The organism is Pseudomonas moorei (genome assembly GCF_042846945.1).
In the GTDB taxonomy this organism is placed as follows: Bacteria; Pseudomonadota; Gammaproteobacteria; order Pseudomonadales; family Pseudomonadaceae; genus Aquipseudomonas; species Aquipseudomonas moorei.
In genome coordinates this window covers 736,886-752,009 of the sequence record NZ_AP035776.1, presented here as the reverse complement: position 1 = coordinate 752,009, position 15,124 = coordinate 736,886, and the positions used below count along the sequence as shown (strand labels likewise).

9 protein-coding genes and 1 tRNA gene are annotated in these 15,124 nt (G+C 60.5%); 2 read left to right on the top strand and 8 right to left on the bottom strand.

All coding sequences use genetic code 11. The features are described from left to right. Positions 1-33: 33 nt before the first annotated feature. From pqqA to ACGJAX_RS03620, 5 genes are all read right to left on the bottom strand, one after another. Entirely contained in the window at positions 34-108 is a 75-nt protein-coding gene (gene pqqA / locus ACGJAX_RS03640; RefSeq protein ID WP_009045898.1) for a pyrroloquinoline quinone precursor peptide PqqA, read from the bottom strand. A 155-nt stretch (positions 109-263) separates the two neighbouring features. Continuing rightward, on the bottom strand, positions 264-2,693 hold the full coding sequence (pqqF, locus tag ACGJAX_RS03635; protein ID WP_390957430.1) for a pyrroloquinoline quinone biosynthesis protein PqqF: 2,430 nt from the start codon (positions 2,691-2,693) through the stop codon (positions 264-266). 38 nt (positions 2,694-2,731) lie between these two features. Then, the gene (locus ACGJAX_RS03630; protein ID WP_390957429.1) at positions 2,732-3,526 is read right to left on the bottom strand and encodes a carbon-nitrogen hydrolase family protein; all 795 of its coding nucleotides are present in this window, start codon (positions 3,524-3,526) and stop codon (positions 2,732-2,734) included. Between the two features lie 12 nt (positions 3,527-3,538). Further along, positions 3,539-5,221 carry an FAD-dependent oxidoreductase gene (locus tag ACGJAX_RS03625; protein ID WP_390957428.1) on the bottom strand — a complete coding sequence of 561 codons (1,683 nt, stop codon included), beginning with the start codon at positions 5,219-5,221 and terminating at the stop codon, positions 3,539-3,541. Between the two features lie 222 nt (positions 5,222-5,443). Continuing rightward, positions 5,444-5,905, bottom strand: coding sequence for an Lrp/AsnC family transcriptional regulator (locus ACGJAX_RS03620; RefSeq protein ID WP_007980298.1), 462 nt, complete (start codon positions 5,903-5,905; stop codon positions 5,444-5,446). A 175-nt stretch (positions 5,906-6,080) separates the two neighbouring features. Between ACGJAX_RS03620 and ACGJAX_RS03615 the strand changes: the two genes are divergently transcribed. Continuing rightward, positions 6,081-8,435: a membrane-bound PQQ-dependent dehydrogenase, glucose/quinate/shikimate family gene (locus ACGJAX_RS03615; protein WP_390957427.1), complete on the top strand. Its 2,355-nt coding sequence runs from the start codon at positions 6,081-6,083 to the stop codon at positions 8,433-8,435. Between the two features lie 113 nt (positions 8,436-8,548). Next, complete coding sequence (locus tag ACGJAX_RS03610) at positions 8,549-9,169, top strand: peptidase M41 (RefSeq protein WP_390957426.1); 621 nt, start codon at positions 8,549-8,551, stop codon at positions 9,167-9,169. Between the two features lie 123 nt (positions 9,170-9,292). On the opposite strand, the gene ACGJAX_RS03605 is transcribed toward ACGJAX_RS03610, so the two are convergent. The 3 genes from ACGJAX_RS03605 to rpoD all read right to left on the bottom strand — a co-directional run bounded on the left by ACGJAX_RS03605 (position 9,293) and on the right by rpoD (position 15,102). Beyond that, positions 9,293-9,369: transfer RNA gene (locus ACGJAX_RS03605), tRNA-Ile, on the bottom strand. Positions 9,370-9,384: 15 nt separating this feature from the next. Further along, a complete protein-coding gene (locus ACGJAX_RS03600; protein ID WP_390957425.1) occupies positions 9,385-13,131 on the bottom strand; it encodes an EAL domain-containing protein in 3,747 nt (1,248 codons plus the stop codon). Between the two features lie 123 nt (positions 13,132-13,254). Beyond that, positions 13,255-15,102, bottom strand: coding sequence for an RNA polymerase sigma factor RpoD (rpoD, locus tag ACGJAX_RS03595; protein WP_390957424.1), 1,848 nt, complete (start codon positions 15,100-15,102; stop codon positions 13,255-13,257). Positions 15,103-15,124 lie beyond the last annotated feature (22 nt).

The window sequence follows — 15,124 nt, the reverse complement described above, 5'->3', positions numbered from 1 at the left end:
CGTTGAACCGCATGTTCTACCTGGCGGCAGGACTCAACGGCTGGCGAAGTACATGGTGACTTCAAAGCCGATACGCAGGTCGGTGTAAGCAGGTTTGGACCAGGACATGGGAGCGCTCCTTCAGGTGATGGGACAGTTGAGATCTATACATATAGTCCACCTCCAGCAGGAGATGTTCAGATAGTTAGGCTGCTATGTTACTTAAAATTTCACAATGATTGGCTGCAAATGTTCGAGAAAGTTAATTGCAGCCTCGGTAATGATCATTTTGTCACTTGCCAAGGCGAGCCGGGGCAACTCCCGCTGGACAGGCAGCGCCAGCCGCCTTCGGCCTGTTTCAGGCGTTGCGCTGCGGCGATGAGCGTCGGTCGATCAACCAGCAGAATCGCCTCGGGCAGCTGACTCAAATAATCCGACGAGCGGCCGGCCAGTTTGCCCTGCCACAGCAGTTCAGCGGCTTGGGCATTGGGCAACACGGCACTGGCGAATTGGTCGGCCAAGGCCTGGCGCAGGGCGATGAAACTGCCTTCATCGATATCCCGGATCATCTGCGGCAACCCGCCCAGGAACTGCTCAATGTGTTGCAGCAGGTCGACTGGCGCGACGCTCGGCGATTGCACGCCGAACAGCAGTCCGGTTTGGCCGTGCATCTGGCGCAAGGCGCTGAACACCGCATAGCCGAGTTGCAGGTCCACCCGCAGGCGCTGGTAGAACGGCGTGTGGCAGATGTGTGCCAGCAGGCGCCATGCGGCTTCGTCAGCGATAGCCTCGCTTGCGGATGGGCAGAACAGCAGCAAGGCGTGTTCGCTGGAGCCGGTATTGATGGTGCTCCACAGATAGTGCGACGGGCTCGATGGCGGCGGTGTCAGCTGACTGTCCGGCGTGCCGGGGATGCGGCTTAAAGCCAGGCCCATGGCCGCTTGGGTCTGCGCCGACAGACCTATCGCCAGGCCATCCCAGCGGGCGCTTGACCAGAGTTGTTGCAGGTCATCTGAGTAGGCGATGGGTTCAAGGCAATGATCGGGCAAGGCCTTGAGCAATTGCCGAATCGGCATCAACGCAGGGGGCGTCGGCGCATCGGGTGAGACATCCGCCTCAGGTTTTGTCAGCGCTTTCAGCGCATGCTCGAGGACAGCGGGCATCGGCTCCTGCAGTCCGGTCATCTTCAGCAGCCATTCGTTTCCCGATGCGCTGAAGGAAAAGTCCACACCGGCCTGACGCGCTTCTTCGCGCAATATTTGCAGATGGTTTTCGAGGCGCGTCTGCAGAAGCGTGGAAGGTGCTGCATCAAGGCGCCAACGCAGATACACCACACCTTGTGCACCCATCTCCGACAGCGCCTGGCTGAACTGCATCGGTGAGCGTTCGCGGCGGCTGCGCGAGCGGTCCTGAGCGAAGGTGCGCAGGCCACGGTGGGCGCTGGTCTGGCCACGAATCAGGCCGGCGTTGGGGGCTGGCGCATCGGAGCGCAGGAAGGGGTTGGGTGTCGGCAATCGCCATTGGCCGCTGAAGTTATCCACAGCGCCGATTTGATTCAGCACTTGCCTGAGGGCCGTCGCACCCTGTTCGGATAGCCCGGCTTCAAGCTGCTCGTTGTCCAGTCGGGCCAGTTGCAGGGCTGTGCTGACTTGCTGCTGGCGTTGCAGCAAGGCGGCATATTCGGCGCTCAACGCGCTCCAGTCTTGCCGGGCGAAAAAGCCCAGCCAGTCCAGCAGTTGTTCGCGTATCGCCACTGGCGGTGTATCGGCGTTGCGTGTGAATTCGACATGCAGCAAGGCTTGCCCGGCGAATTGATACAACGGTGCCGCTTTCAGGTGGGTGACCCAGCCCCGGTCACGCAACCCGGCCAACAGTCCGCCGGGTTTGGCGCTGTTGAGCCAATGGCACAGGAACGCCAATGCGTCCGCCGAAGAGTCGGGCAGCGCTTCGAGGGCGAATAACAGGTGCAGGCGATGGGCGTCCACCTGTTGATAACTGTTTTCCGAAGCACTCATCAGCGGTGCAGGCGCTTGTTGCGCGATCGGGCTGCCCGCGGGGATGGCATCTGCGAAACCCTGGGCCAGTGCTTTCAGTTCTTCCAGACTTTGCGGCCCCGCCAGGCTCAGGGTCATCTGCCCGACTTGATAAAAACGCTGATAAAAATCCCGCAAGCCTTGCTGAAACTCCGGTTGCGACACTGGAAGACTGTCGCGGTTGCCGGCGTGAAAGCCGCGCAAAGGGTGCGTTTCACTCAGCCCGTCGAACAGCGCCAGTTGTTGTTGGGCCGTGGCGTCCTGGGACCAGGCGACAAACTCGGCCTGCAGCACTTCTCTTTCGCGTTGCTGATCATCCGGATTCATTCGCGGGTGAGCGAGCATGTCTGACAGACGTTCCAACCCACCGGCCAACGCCTGTGCCGGCAATTCGAAAAAGTAGTCGGTGGTGCGCTCGTTGGTTCGCGCGTTGACCTGCCCACCATGACTCTGGACGTAGGCCATCAACCCTTGCCCGGCAGGAAAACGCTCGGTGTGCAGAAACAGCAGATGCTCAAGAAAGTGCGCCAGGCCGGGCCAGGCCAGCGGGACATCGTGGCTGCCCGCGGCGACTCGCAAAGCCGCCGCGCAGCGCTTCAAATCCGGCGCATGACGCAGCGTCACCCGCAGACCGTTGGCCAGGGTTTCAGAATGGGGGCGAGGGTGATTCAGCGCAGGCATGGGCACTTCCAAAACAGTGAAGTGCCAATGCTAGCGGATTAGCGCTTGTTCAGCGCGTCGTAAAGCTCGGGGCGGCGATCGAGGAGGTAGCGATTGGCGGCGCGGGAATCGACCATCAACTGACGATCCAGCTCACCGACGATCAGTGCCTCATCAAGACCGGCCTGGGCAATGCGGCTGCCGTCCGGTGCGGCGATGCTGCTCTGGCCGCAGTAGTGGATGTCGCCTTCATGCCCGCAGTAGTTGGCGTAGGCCACATAACACTGGTTTTCAAAGGCGCGGGCGCGGACGGTGACATCAGCGATGAAATCGAAGGGAATCATGTTCGCAGTCGGCACCAGGATCAGCTCGGCGCCCTCAAGGGCGAGGCGCCGGGCATTTTCCGGAAACTCCAGGTCGTAGCAGATCAGGAAACCGAGCTTCCAGCCGTTGAGTTCAACGACCGGAAAATCGTTGGTGCCGGGGCTGAACATCGAGCGGTCGAGGTCGCCGAACAGGTGCGTCTTGCGGTAGTTGCACAGGCGTTCGCCATTGGCATCGATCAACTGCACGGCGTTGTAGATCTGCCCGTCCTCGGTGCGCTCGGGATAGCCATACAAAATGGCAATCCCGGCAGCCTTGGCGATGCGCGCGACCTGTTGCGCCGACTCACCGTTGTACACCTCCGCCAGCACGCTGACGGCATCGACGCCGATGTTGTAGCCGGTCAGGAACATCTCCGGCAGCACCAGCAAATCGGCGCCTTTGGCCTCCAGCGCAAGCTGGTGCAAGCGTTGCAAGTTACCCGCGACATCGAGGGGCAACGGTGGACATTGGTAAAGGGCTACGCGCATTTCGGATTCCTCTTACTCGGGCAGGGCGATCGGTCCGATCTCGTTGAACACATCACCTGGACCCGGATTCTCGGCGTGAGTTGCACCGCCGAAGTGTTTCATGATGCCCCATACCGCATTGAGCGACGTCTGCACGGCGCCTTCGACCCAGGCCGGTGTCCACGAAACATCATCACCGGCGATGAAAATCCCGCGTTGTTCGGCCGGCATGTCGTCCTGCATGAAGTGCGCGTACATGCGCTGGTTGTAGCGGTAGTGACCGGGCAGGGCGCCTTTGAAGGCACCGAGGAAATGCGGGTCGGCTTCCCAGGACACGGTGATCGGATCGCCGATGATGCGCGCGGCGATGTCGACTTTCGGGTAGATCTTTTTCAGCGCATCGAGTGCCAGCTTCACGCGTTTTTCCACCGGGTGCGGGAGCATTTTCAGCGCATCGCTCATCCATGAGTACGACAGGCAAATGACCCCCGGCTTGTCGTCGCCGTTGTCGAACAGGTAGGTGCCACGGGTCAGGCGATCGGTGAGGGTCATGCTCATCAGGTCGCGGCCGGTTTCCGGGTCCTTGTCCTTCCAGAACGGGCGGTCGACCATCACGAAGGTCTTCGACGATTGCATGTAGCGGGTACGGTCCAGGGCCATCCACATCTTTTGCGAGAACAGGGTTTCGTCGCATTCGATCTGGGTGGTCAGCAGCCAGCTCTGGCAGGTGGTCAGCACCGCAGCATATTCGCGGGTGTCGCCATTGTTGTCGGTCACCGCAAAACGGCCACCGGGGGCGTGGGCGATTTTTTTCACGCCGGAGCGCGGGGCGCCCCGGTGCAACGATTTCAGACTGGTGCCTTCAGGCCAGTGCACGCAACGTTCCGGCACATGGCGCCAGATCCCTTGCGGTACTTGCTCGACACCACCGACCACCAGGTGCTGGTGATCGTCGCAGTTGGTCATGACCACGCGGAAGATTTCCAGCATCGAGTTCGGGAAGTCGGAGTCCCAGCCACCGGTGCCGAAACCGACCTGGCCGAACACTTCGCGGTGGTGGAACGACAACTTGGCAAACGCCTTGGAGGTAGCGACAAAGTCGTAGAACGTGCGGTCGTCCCACAGTGGCACCAGGGTATTCCACAGTTCTTTGAGGCGTGGCACGTCGCGGTCGCGAATGGCCTGCTGGATTTCGCCGAAGCGTGAGCCGTCTTCCAGTGCATCGGCCCAGGCATCAGCCACTTCCTGGAACAGCGTAGGAAGGTCCGCCAGTTTCTGTGCGTAATGGGTCTGGCCTTCCAGGTCGATCACGGTGCTGCCGGAGGCAGGCGTCAGCGGGTTGGGGAAGGGTTTGGTCTCAAGGCCGAGTTTGTCGACGTAGTGGTAGAACGCGGTGGACGACACCGGGAAGCGCATGCCGCCCAGTTCGGCGACGATGCCATCGGTGCCGTTGAACGTCTGGGAGCGCAGACGGCCGCCCATCTTCGAGGCTTCGTAAACCACCGGCTTGAGGCCGAGTTTCATCAGCTCATAAGCCGCCACCAGCCCGGCGATGCCGGCACCGACAATCGCCACTTCGGCACCATGATGGTGCTCGGGAATGCTGCCCAGCCCGGCCGGGTGTTCGATCCAGTCGTCGAAGGCGAAAGGGAAGTCCGGGCCGAAAATGGTGACTGGTTTCTTACCGTCTGCAGGGTGGCGATTGTTCTTGTTCATGGCTGACCTTACTGGCGTCCGGACGCGGCGTGCGCGTCTGAGTATAGGAAAAGATGCCGGCCATTCTAGAGAGCGTAGAACACGTTAATAAGACGCAAAGTGTCGTCGTTTTGCTATATTAATGATCAATATGACGATTATGCTGTGCACACTGTCCACTGTGGGAGCAGGCTTGCCCGCGAAGAGGCCCGATCAGGCTCCGGAGATTGATTGGCTGGATACTCAAACCGGCTGCCCCCGATCAATCTTGCTGCTCAGGATGATCGAGGTCGTCGTTTTCTCCACCCCGTCGACACTGCCGATCTGATCCAGCAACTGATCCAGCTGCTCTGGCGAGTCGGTCCGCAGCCACGCCACATAATCAAATTCGCCACTCACGGCACACAACTGCTGCACCTGGGCCATGGCGCTCAGGCGTCGCAACACTTCCTTGCCGGAGCGCGGTTGCACGGTGATCCCCACGTACGCCTGCAACCCGCCGTCGACCACACGCTGACCCAGGCGAACGCCATAACCGGTGATCACCTTGGCTTTTTCCAGGCGTGCCAATCGCGATGTAACGGTGGTGCGCGCGATGCCCAGCTGCCGGGCAAGCATGGCCACGCTTTCGCGGGCGTTGATCTGCAGGGCCGCGATCAACTGGCGGTCGATTTCATCAAGAACGGGCGGACGAGTGTCAGGCAAGGGTTGTCTCCAGCGGGACCGAGCAATGGGCAAGCATGTTACAGCCACATCTCTTCGAGCGGAGGTTTGAACTAGGCTGACTACCGTTCATGCCATTTTTACCTGCGACAATTTGCCATAAGTAACTAGGTAGTACATTATTCCGCGCTTGTCACAAATGGGGATAATTTCCGACATGAATACTTCTGGGGCTGCCGCCGGCAGCAAATGGTTGCTGGCGGGACTGGGTGTCCTGATTGCACTGATCGGGCTCGGCCTGGCGGGGGGCGGTGGCTACCTGATTTCACTCGGTGGCAGCTGGTATTTCCTGCTGATGGGCCTGGCGATGCTGGTCTCCGGGCTGATGATTGCCCGCCGTAAACCGGCTGGTGCCTGGTTGTATGGTCTGGCGCTGATACTGACCGCGATCTGGGCGGTATGGGATGCTGGCTTCGAATATTGGCCGTTGGTCTCGCGCGTGCTGACCTTTGCCGTGATCGGCCTGGTCGTGGCACTGATCTATCCGACGCTGGTGCGTGCCTCGGGCGCGTCCGCAGGGCGTGGCGCCTATGGCCTGGCCGGTATTTTGGCCGTCGGTGTCGTCGCCACCATGGCCTACATGTTCGTGCCGACCCATGTGGTCAAGGCCACCACCGAACCTGCCGTCACGCCGGTCGCACCGGGCACCGAGCAGAAAGACTGGGCGCACTGGGGCAACACCACCGCGGGCAACCGCTTTGCCGCGCTGGACCAGATCAACAAGGGCAACATCGACAAGTTGCAGGTAGCCTGGACTTTCCGTACCGGCGACATCCCGCAAAGCACCGGCGCCGGTGCCGAAGACCAGAACACCCCGCTGCAAATCGGTGACACGGTCTACACCTGCACTGCCTACGGCAAAGTCTTCGCCCTGGATGCTGACACCGGTGCCCAGCGCTGGAAGTTCGACCCGCAAGGCTCCGCGCCGAACTGGCAGCGTTGCCGCGGCTTGGGCTATTCCGAAGCCCCGGCACCTGCAGGTGCTCAGCCAACGGCCTGCACGAAACGTCTGTTCCTGCCGACCGGCGATGCGCGCTTGATCGCCATCAATGCCGAAACCGGCAAGCCATGCGAAGAGTTTGGCAACAAAGGCACGGTCGACCTGAAAACCGACATGGGTGAAGTGAAGCCCGGTTACTACCAGCAGACTTCGACGCCATTGGTCGCAGGAGACGTGGTGATCGTCGGTGGCCGCGTGGCCGACAACTATTCCACCGGCGAGCCGCCAGGCGTGGTCCGTGCCTACGACGTGCGCAGCGGCGAACTGGTGTGGGCGTGGGATCCGGGTAATCCGAACACCACCAAGCGCCCACCAGCGGGTGAGACGTATACCCGTGGCACGCCGAACGTGTGGTCGGCCATGTCCTACGACGCCAAACTCGGTCTGGTGTACTTGCCCACCGGCAACGCCACCCCTGACTTCTTCGGCGGTCAGCGTACCGAATTCGACGACAAGTGGAACTCCTCGATCGTCGCCGTCGACGTGAAAACCGGCCAGGTGCGCTGGCATTTCCAGACCACCCACCATGATCTGTGGGACTTCGACCTGCCGGCACAACCGCTGCTGTACGACGTGCCGGACGACAAGGGCGGCCTGCAGCCGGCCCTGGCGCAAGTCACCAAACAGGGCGAGATCTTCCTGCTCAACCGCGCAACCGGCGTGCCGATTTCACGCGTTGAAGAACGTCCCGTTCCACAGGGGCATGTGCCTGGCGAACGCTACTCGCCGACCCAGCCGTTCTCGGTGGACATGCCTTCGATCGGCAACAAGACCCTCACCGAATCCGACATGTGGGGCGCCACGCCGTTCGACCAGTTGATGTGCCGCATCCAGTTCAAGGGCATGCGCCACGAAGGCGTCTACACCCCGCCGGGTATGGACCGCGCCCTGCAATTCCCGGGCTCGTTGGGCGGCATGAACTGGGGCAGTGTCTCGGTGGATCCGAACACCAACTACATGTTCGTCAACGACATGCGCCTGGGCCTGGCCAACTACATGATCCCGCGCGACAAGATCGGCGCGGGGGCCAGCGGCATCGAAATGGGCGTCGTGCCGCAGGAAGGCACGCCATTCGGCGCCATGCGCGAACGCTTCCTCTCGGCGGCCGGTATTCCGTGCCAGAAGCCACCGTTCGGCACCATGTCCGCCATTGACCTCAAGACCCACAAACTGATGTGGCAAGTCCCGGTCGGTACCGTGCAAGACACCGGCCCGCTGGGCATCCGCATGCACCTGCCGATCCCGATCGGCATGCCGACCCTCGGCGCTTCGCTCGCGACCCAGTCCGGCCTGCTGTTCTTCGCCGGCACCCAGGACTTCTACCTGCGCGCCTTCGATACCGGCAATGGCAACGAGATCTGGAAGTCGCGCCTGCCAGTGGGCAGCCAGTCCGGGCCGATGACTTACGTTTCGCCGAAGACGGGTAAGCAGTACATCCTGCTCACCGTAGGCGGTGCACGTCAGTCGACGGACCGTGGGGACTACGTGATTGCGTATGCATTGCCCAAATAAGGGCTGACGTTTGACTCGGAAAAGCCGCGCCATTGCGCGGCTTTTTTCTGGGCGAAAGAGCGACTGTGGAGATCGGCTAGGATTGATGAGGTCGAGAGTGCGAGGCGAAGGACATGACGACAAAACTGCCTGCGGCTGTACGGGACCGCGCATTGCAGATCGCCCATCATGAAATCGGCCACTACGTCGTGGCCCGCGCGTTGGGGTTTGAAACAGGTGGCGTCACCCTGACCGTGACCATGGACCTGCGGCACAAAGGGGGCGCAACCATCAATCTGGTGCAGCCCATTGCGTCGATGGCTGCCATGAAGGCCTACCTGGAAGCCCGGATCATCATTCTCTTCGCAGGCGCGATGGCCCAGACGTTAACTTCAGCACCTGCCGGCGCAAAACGTGTCGACCTGTCGGAAGCGGCGGCCATCCTCAAAGGGGCGCTCGGTGCGGAACGGGACGACGCAAAAATCAGTGAGCTGCGGCACCTGCTGCGCAACATCACCTATCCCGATACAGGCCTCACATCACCTGACCGCATCACGACTGAACTGAAAACGATCAATGATCGCCTGTGGCTGCGGGCTCAAGAAATGATTGAGGCTTTGGCAGACACCATTACAGAATTGGGCGCTGCAGTGGTGGATCGTATGGTTCTAGTGGAGCAGTGGGGGAGGCCTGCGGATACGTATGAAGTGGCGTTGACGGGCGAGAGGCTTGAACGGATTGGGTCGGTGCGTTGAAACGCGGCAAATCCCTGGTAGGGGCGAGCTTGCTCGCGAAGGTCGTGAAGCAATAAAAAAATGGCTCTATTGCTTCAGGCCATTCAGAAACGCAAAAGCCGCGCATTGCGCGGCTTTCTTGTTTGGTGGGCCCACACGGACTTGAACCGTGGACCAAAGGATTATGAGTCCTCTGCTCTAACCAACTGAGCTATAGGCCCTCAGTAGGTCGCGGATTATAGCGACGGTTTCGCGGCTGTGCTATCCGAAAAGTCTGAAACGGTTGAACGAAGAAACGTCGCGGCGAATTCGTCGGGGGGCAGGGGCAGGCTGACGATGTAGCCCTGGATCTGTTCGCAGCCTTCGTCGGCCAGGAATCGTTGCTGCGCATGAGTCTCCACGCCTTCGGCAATCACGGTGAATTGCATGCTGCGGCCGAGGGCGATGATGGCGCGCACGATGGCGGCGTCGTGTGGGTCATCGGGCAAGCCGCGAACGAAGGATTGGTCGATTTTGAGTATGTCCAGGGGCAGGCGCTTGAGGTAACTCAGTGACGAGTAGCCTGTGCCGAAGTCGTCGATCGCCAGTTGCACGCCCAGATGCTTGAGTTGATGCAGCACCGCCAGCGCTTCTTCCGCCTGGCTCATGATGAAGTTTTCGGTGATTTCCAGCTGCAGGAATCCCGGTTTGAGGCGGTTGTCCTTGAGCAGTTGTTCGATGCGGCCGAGGAGGTTGGGTTGGCGCAGCTGAGCGCCCGCCAGGTTGACGGACAGCGGGCCAAGGCCTTCGTAGGTCAGGTTCCATTCGTGCATTTGCCGGCAGGCGGTTTCAAGCACCCAGTCGCCGATCTGCAGGATCATGCCGTTCTCTTCGGCCAGGGAAATGAAATGCTCTGGCGGTACGTCGCCAAAGGTCGGATGACGCCAGCGAATCAGCGCTTCTGCCCCGACCAGGCGATAGTCTTCGAGGCTGATTTTCGGTTGGTAGTAGAGCTGCAGCTCGTTGCGCTCGATGGCGCGCCGCAATTCATGCTCCAGCGCCACCCGTTCACTGGCTTGCGCGGTGAGGTCGCGGGTATAGCTTTCGACCCGGTTACGGCCCTTGGCTTTGGAGCGATACATCGCCGCGTCGGCGTTCTTGATCAAGGTGGCGACATCACAGCCGTCCTGTGGATAGAGGCTGGTGCCGATACTGGCGCTGATGAAAAACTCGTGCTCACCGGCCTGGAACGGGGCGGTAAAGCAATTAAGCAGCTTGGTGGCGATATTGTCGGCGTCGCTGGCTTGCTGCAGGCCAGGTAACAGGATGATGAACTCATCGCCGCCCAGGCGGGCCACGGTGTCGATATCGCGCAGTTGCTCCTTGAGGCGCACGGCAATGCCTTTGAGCAGCAGGTCGCCGACCGGGTGACCGAGGCTGTCGTTGATGTGTTTGAAACGGTCCAGATCCAGGAACAGTACCGCGCCCTGGCCGCCATTTTCCTTCTGGGTATTGAGGGCGGTCTGCAGGCGGCTTTCGAATAGTGTGCGGTTTGGCAGACCCGTCAGGGGGTCGTGGTGGGCCTGGTAATCGAGTTTGGCCTGGGCGTGTTTGAGGCTGGAAATGTCAGCGAATACCGCCACGAAGTGGGTGATGAACTTGTCCCGGTTGCGCACGGCGCTGATGGTCAGCCAGCTCGGGTAGAGCTCGCCGTTCTTGCGCCGGTTGGAAATCTCGCCTTGCCAGTGACCTTCGGCGGTCAATTGATGCCACATGGCGGCGTAGAACGCGCTGTCATGCAGGCCGGAGGCAAGCAGGCGCGGGGTATGGCCCAGGGCTTCGCTTTCGCTGTAGCCGGTGATTTCGGTAAACGCGCGGTTGACGGCGCTGATGTGCTGCTGGGTATCGGTGATCAGTACGCCTTCGGCAGTGCTCTCGAACACTGTCGCCGCTTGTTGCAGTTTCTCCTGCATCAGGTGGCGCTCGGTGATGTCCCGGGCGATGGTCAGCATGCAGTCCTCATCGCCAATCGGCAGCGGACGGCTGGACACTTCGCAGAGGCGAATCTGTCCGTCGCTGCGGCGAATATGGCAGCTAAAGTCGCGGACAAAACCGTCGCGGTGCAGCAGGTCGAGCATCTGCTTGCGTTCGTTGAGGTTGACCCAGATACCCAGGTCCAGCGCCGAACGGTCCACCGACATCGCGCTGTTGAACCCGGTAATGCGGCTGAACCCTTCGTTGACCTCGATCAGCAGGCCGTCACTTTGCCGGGACAGCAACAAGCCGTCCGGCGAGGCGTGGAACGCCTTGGCGAATTTCTCTTCGGAGGTTTGCAGTTGTTGCTGGGTTTCCTTGAGCTGGGTGATATCACGCACGACCACCACCAGCGCCGGGGTCGTATCGAGGTCAAAGGGTTCGGCGGAAATCAGGCCGGTAAACACCTGGCCATTGCTGCGACGAAAGGGCATCTCCAGGTTGCGGATGCTGCCAGCCTGCAAGCGCTGCAACAGCCCCGGCCCGACGCCGGGAATGCCCCAGATATTCAGGTCGGTGGCGGTCTGGCCGATGACGTCCTCGGCACGCAGGCCGATCTGTTCTTCGAACGCTTCGTTGACTTCGAGCAGGCAGCCGTCGGAAAGGCGCGCGATGACCAGAATGTCGGGGCATTGCTGGAAGACCGAGGCAAATTTCTGCTCCGACAGGCGCAGGGCTTCTTCGGTGCGTTTGGCTTCGCTGATGTCGATCATCAACCCGCGCATCACTGGTTCGTGGCCATGTTCGATCAGGCTGACGATATCGCGCACCCACAGACAGCGCCCATCGGCGGTGATGACCCGGTAATCGAGGCTGTGATCGCGTCCGGCCAGCACTTCGTGATCACAGAAGTTCTGCGCGCGGGTCAGGTCGGCGGGGTGAATGATGTTGCGCCAGAAACCCGGAATCAGCCAGTGCGACAGCGGATAGCCAAGCAAGGCTTCGGCGTGGGGCGACACATAGCTGTAGGTGAAGTCGCTCATCCGCGCTTCCCAGGCAATGGCCGACAGGCTCTCCACCAGCCCGCGGTAGTGGTATTCGCTGCTGCGCAGTTCCTGTTCCAGATCGACGCGGCGGGCGATCTCCGAGCTCAGTCGGCGGTTGATCCGGATCACCACGGCCAGCACGATCATCAACAGCAGTAATCCCGGCAGGCCATAGACCAGCAAATCGGACCAGAAAGTTCGATGATCGAGGACGTTGCCCACCCAATGCTCCTGGATGGCACTGATTTCTGCGGGGCTCACGTCCGCCAGTACCTTATCCAGGATGCCAACCAACACCTTGTTGTCCCGGGGCACGCCCATGGCCAACTGATAGCGATAAGGGGTTTCGCCGCTGACGTACAGCCCGTCCAGCTTGAGCTGGCGCAGGCTCCACACACTGGAGGCGAGGTCGCCCACCACCGCGTCCACTTCATCGGTGGCGAGCGCCTGCAGTGCAGAGCTGACATTGGGCATCGCCACCAGGTTCAAATCGGGATTGTGGGTGCGCAGCAGTTCGTGGGGTGCGTAGTTTTCCACCACGGCGATTTTCAGCCCGTAGAGGTCCTGGATTTTGCGAGGTTGGGCGCCACCGACATGCGCCAGGATGACAATCGGGAAATCCAGATAGGGGCGCGTGAACGACAGGTAGTTCTGGCGTTCCGGGGTCGACATGATGCCCGGCAACAGGTCCAGCTTGCCTTGTTTGGCTTGCTCCAGCACGGCCGTCCAGCTGACCGGCTCGATAGGCGTCAGCTGAACGGCCAAACGCTGACGGATCAGGTCGATATAGTCCGCCGCAAGTCCCTGGTATCGGCCCTGATCGTCGCGAAACTCAAAGGGAGGCCACGAGGCATCGACACCCAGGCGCAAGTTCGGGTGGGCCGCAAGCCAGCTACGTTCTTCGTCGTTCAGAGTCAGCGCGCCAGCCGTTGCGGTCCAGGTCATCAGCGACAGCAAAAAAAGCACGGTCGGCAGTCTGGGCATAACGGTCTCGTTATGGCTCGGGGGAATGTTTCGAGTGTAGACGGGCAAATCGGCGGAAGGGGGAGGACGGGGGATTTAATCTGTAGAAAGCAAAACCCCCGGCCAGGGCCGGGGGTTTTGTGATCACTCGTCGAGGAAGGAGCGCAGATGCTCGCTTCTCGTCGGGTGGCGCAGCTTGCGCAGCGCCTTGGCTTCGATCTGACGAATCCGTTCACGGGTCACGTCGAACTGCTTACCAACCTCCTCAAGGGTGTGGTCGGTATTCATGTCGATACCGAAGCGCATGCGCAGAACCTTGGCTTCACGGGCAGTGAGGCCGGAGAGTACTTCGCGCGTCGCTTCCTTAAGGCTCTCAACGGTGGCTACATCGATTGGCGACTGCATGGTCGAGTCTTCGATGAAGTCGCCCAGATGGGAGTCTTCGTCATCACCGATCGGGGTTTCCATGGAGATCGGCTCTTTAGCGATCTTCAATACCTTGCGGATCTTGTCCTCAGGCATTTCCATGCGTTCGCCCAGCTCTTCCGGCGTCGGTTCACGACCCATTTCCTGCAGCATCTGGCGGGAAATGCGGTTGAGCTTGTTGATCGTCTCGATCATGTGCACCGGAATACGGATGGTGCGGGCCTGGTCGGCGATCGAGCGAGTGATCGCCTGACGGATCCACCAGGTGGCATATGTCGAGAATTTGTAGCCGCGGCGGTATTCGAACTTGTCTACCGCTTTCATCAGGCCGATGTTGCCTTCCTGGATCAGGTCGAGGAATTGCAGGCCACGGTTGGTGTACTTCTTGGCGATGGAGATCACCAGACGCAAGTTCGCTTCAACCATCTCTTTCTTCGCGCGGCGGGCCTTGGCCTCACCGATCGACATGCGACGGTTGATGTCCTTGATCTCGGCGATCGTCAAACCGGTTTCGGTTTCCAGCGCGGTCAGCTTTTGCTGGCAACGAATGATGTCCGGTTGCAGGCGACCAATGGCTTCAGCGTATTTGCTCTTGCCTTTGGCCAGTGCGTCGGACCAGCTTTCGTCGACTTCGTTGCCCGGGAACTGGCGCAGGAAATCGGCACGCGGCATGCGCGCATCACGAACGCAGAGCTGCATGATTGCACGCTCTTGCTGACGCAGGCGATCCAGGGCACTGCGAACACGCTCGACCAGGCCTTCGAATTGCTTCGGAACCAGTTTGATCGGCATGAACAGGTCGGCCAGCGCCAACAGTTCGGCAACGGCTGCCTTGTTGTGGCGACCGTGCTTTTTCAGGGCCTTGCGGGTTATTTCCATCTGATCGGCAACAGCACCAAAGCGCTGTGCTGCGATGATCGGATCCGGACCGCTTTCGGCTTCCTCTTCGTCATCCGAGGCTTCGGCGTCATCATCGTCAGAATCGTCGTCCGCTTTCACGGCTTTCGGATCGATCGGTGGTGGCACTTCGGCTGCAGGCGGCGCAATGCCGTCGTCCGGGTCGATATAACCGCTCAGGACGTCGGACAGGCGACCACCTTCGGAGGTGACGCGGGTGTACTCGGAGAGAATATGGTCAACCGTGCCAGGGAAGTGCGCGATTGCGCTCATCACTTCACGGATGCCCTCTTCAATACGTTTGGCGATTTCGATTTCGCCTTCACGCGTGAGGAGCTCTACAGTACCCATTTCGCGCATGTACATGCGCACCGGGTCGGTAGTGCGACCAATGTCGGTCTCGACCGCTGCCAGCGCAGCTGCTGCCTCTTCGGCCGCGGCTTCGTCGGTATCGGCGTCGGCCAGCATAAGGGAATCCTTATCTGGCGCAACCTCGAATACGTTGATCCCCATGTCGTTGATCATGCGGATGATGTCTTCCACCTGTTCCGGATCTGAAATATCCTCCGGCAGGTGGTCGTTGACCTCCGCGTAAGTCAGGTAGCCCTGCTCACGACCCAGTTTGATCAACTCAATAATACGAGACTGCTGTTGCGCTTTTCCGGACATAACACCCTATCCACTGAAGGTC

Excerpts from the sequence above, each read along its gene's own strand:
- ACGJAX_RS03610 (WP_390957426.1), top strand. The coding sequence starts at position 8,549 with ATGACGACAAAACTGCCTGCGGCTGTACGGGACCGCGCATTGCAGATC.
- ACGJAX_RS03625 (WP_390957428.1), bottom strand. The coding sequence starts at position 5,221 with ATGAACAAGAACAATCGCCACCCTGCAGACGGTAAGAAACCAGTCACC.
- rpoD (WP_390957424.1), bottom strand. The coding sequence starts at position 15,102 with ATGTCCGGAAAAGCGCAACAGCAGTCTCGTATTATTGAGTTGATCAAA.
- ACGJAX_RS03615 (WP_390957427.1), top strand. The coding sequence starts at position 6,081 with ATGAATACTTCTGGGGCTGCCGCCGGCAGCAAATGGTTGCTGGCGGGA.
- ACGJAX_RS03630 (WP_390957429.1), bottom strand. The coding sequence starts at position 3,526 with ATGCGCGTAGCCCTTTACCAATGTCCACCGTTGCCCCTCGATGTCGCG.
- ACGJAX_RS03600 (WP_390957425.1), bottom strand. The coding sequence starts at position 13,131 with ATGCCCAGACTGCCGACCGTGCTTTTTTTGCTGTCGCTGATGACCTGG.
- pqqF (WP_390957430.1), bottom strand. The coding sequence starts at position 2,693 with ATGCCTGCGCTGAATCACCCTCGCCCCCATTCTGAAACCCTGGCCAAC.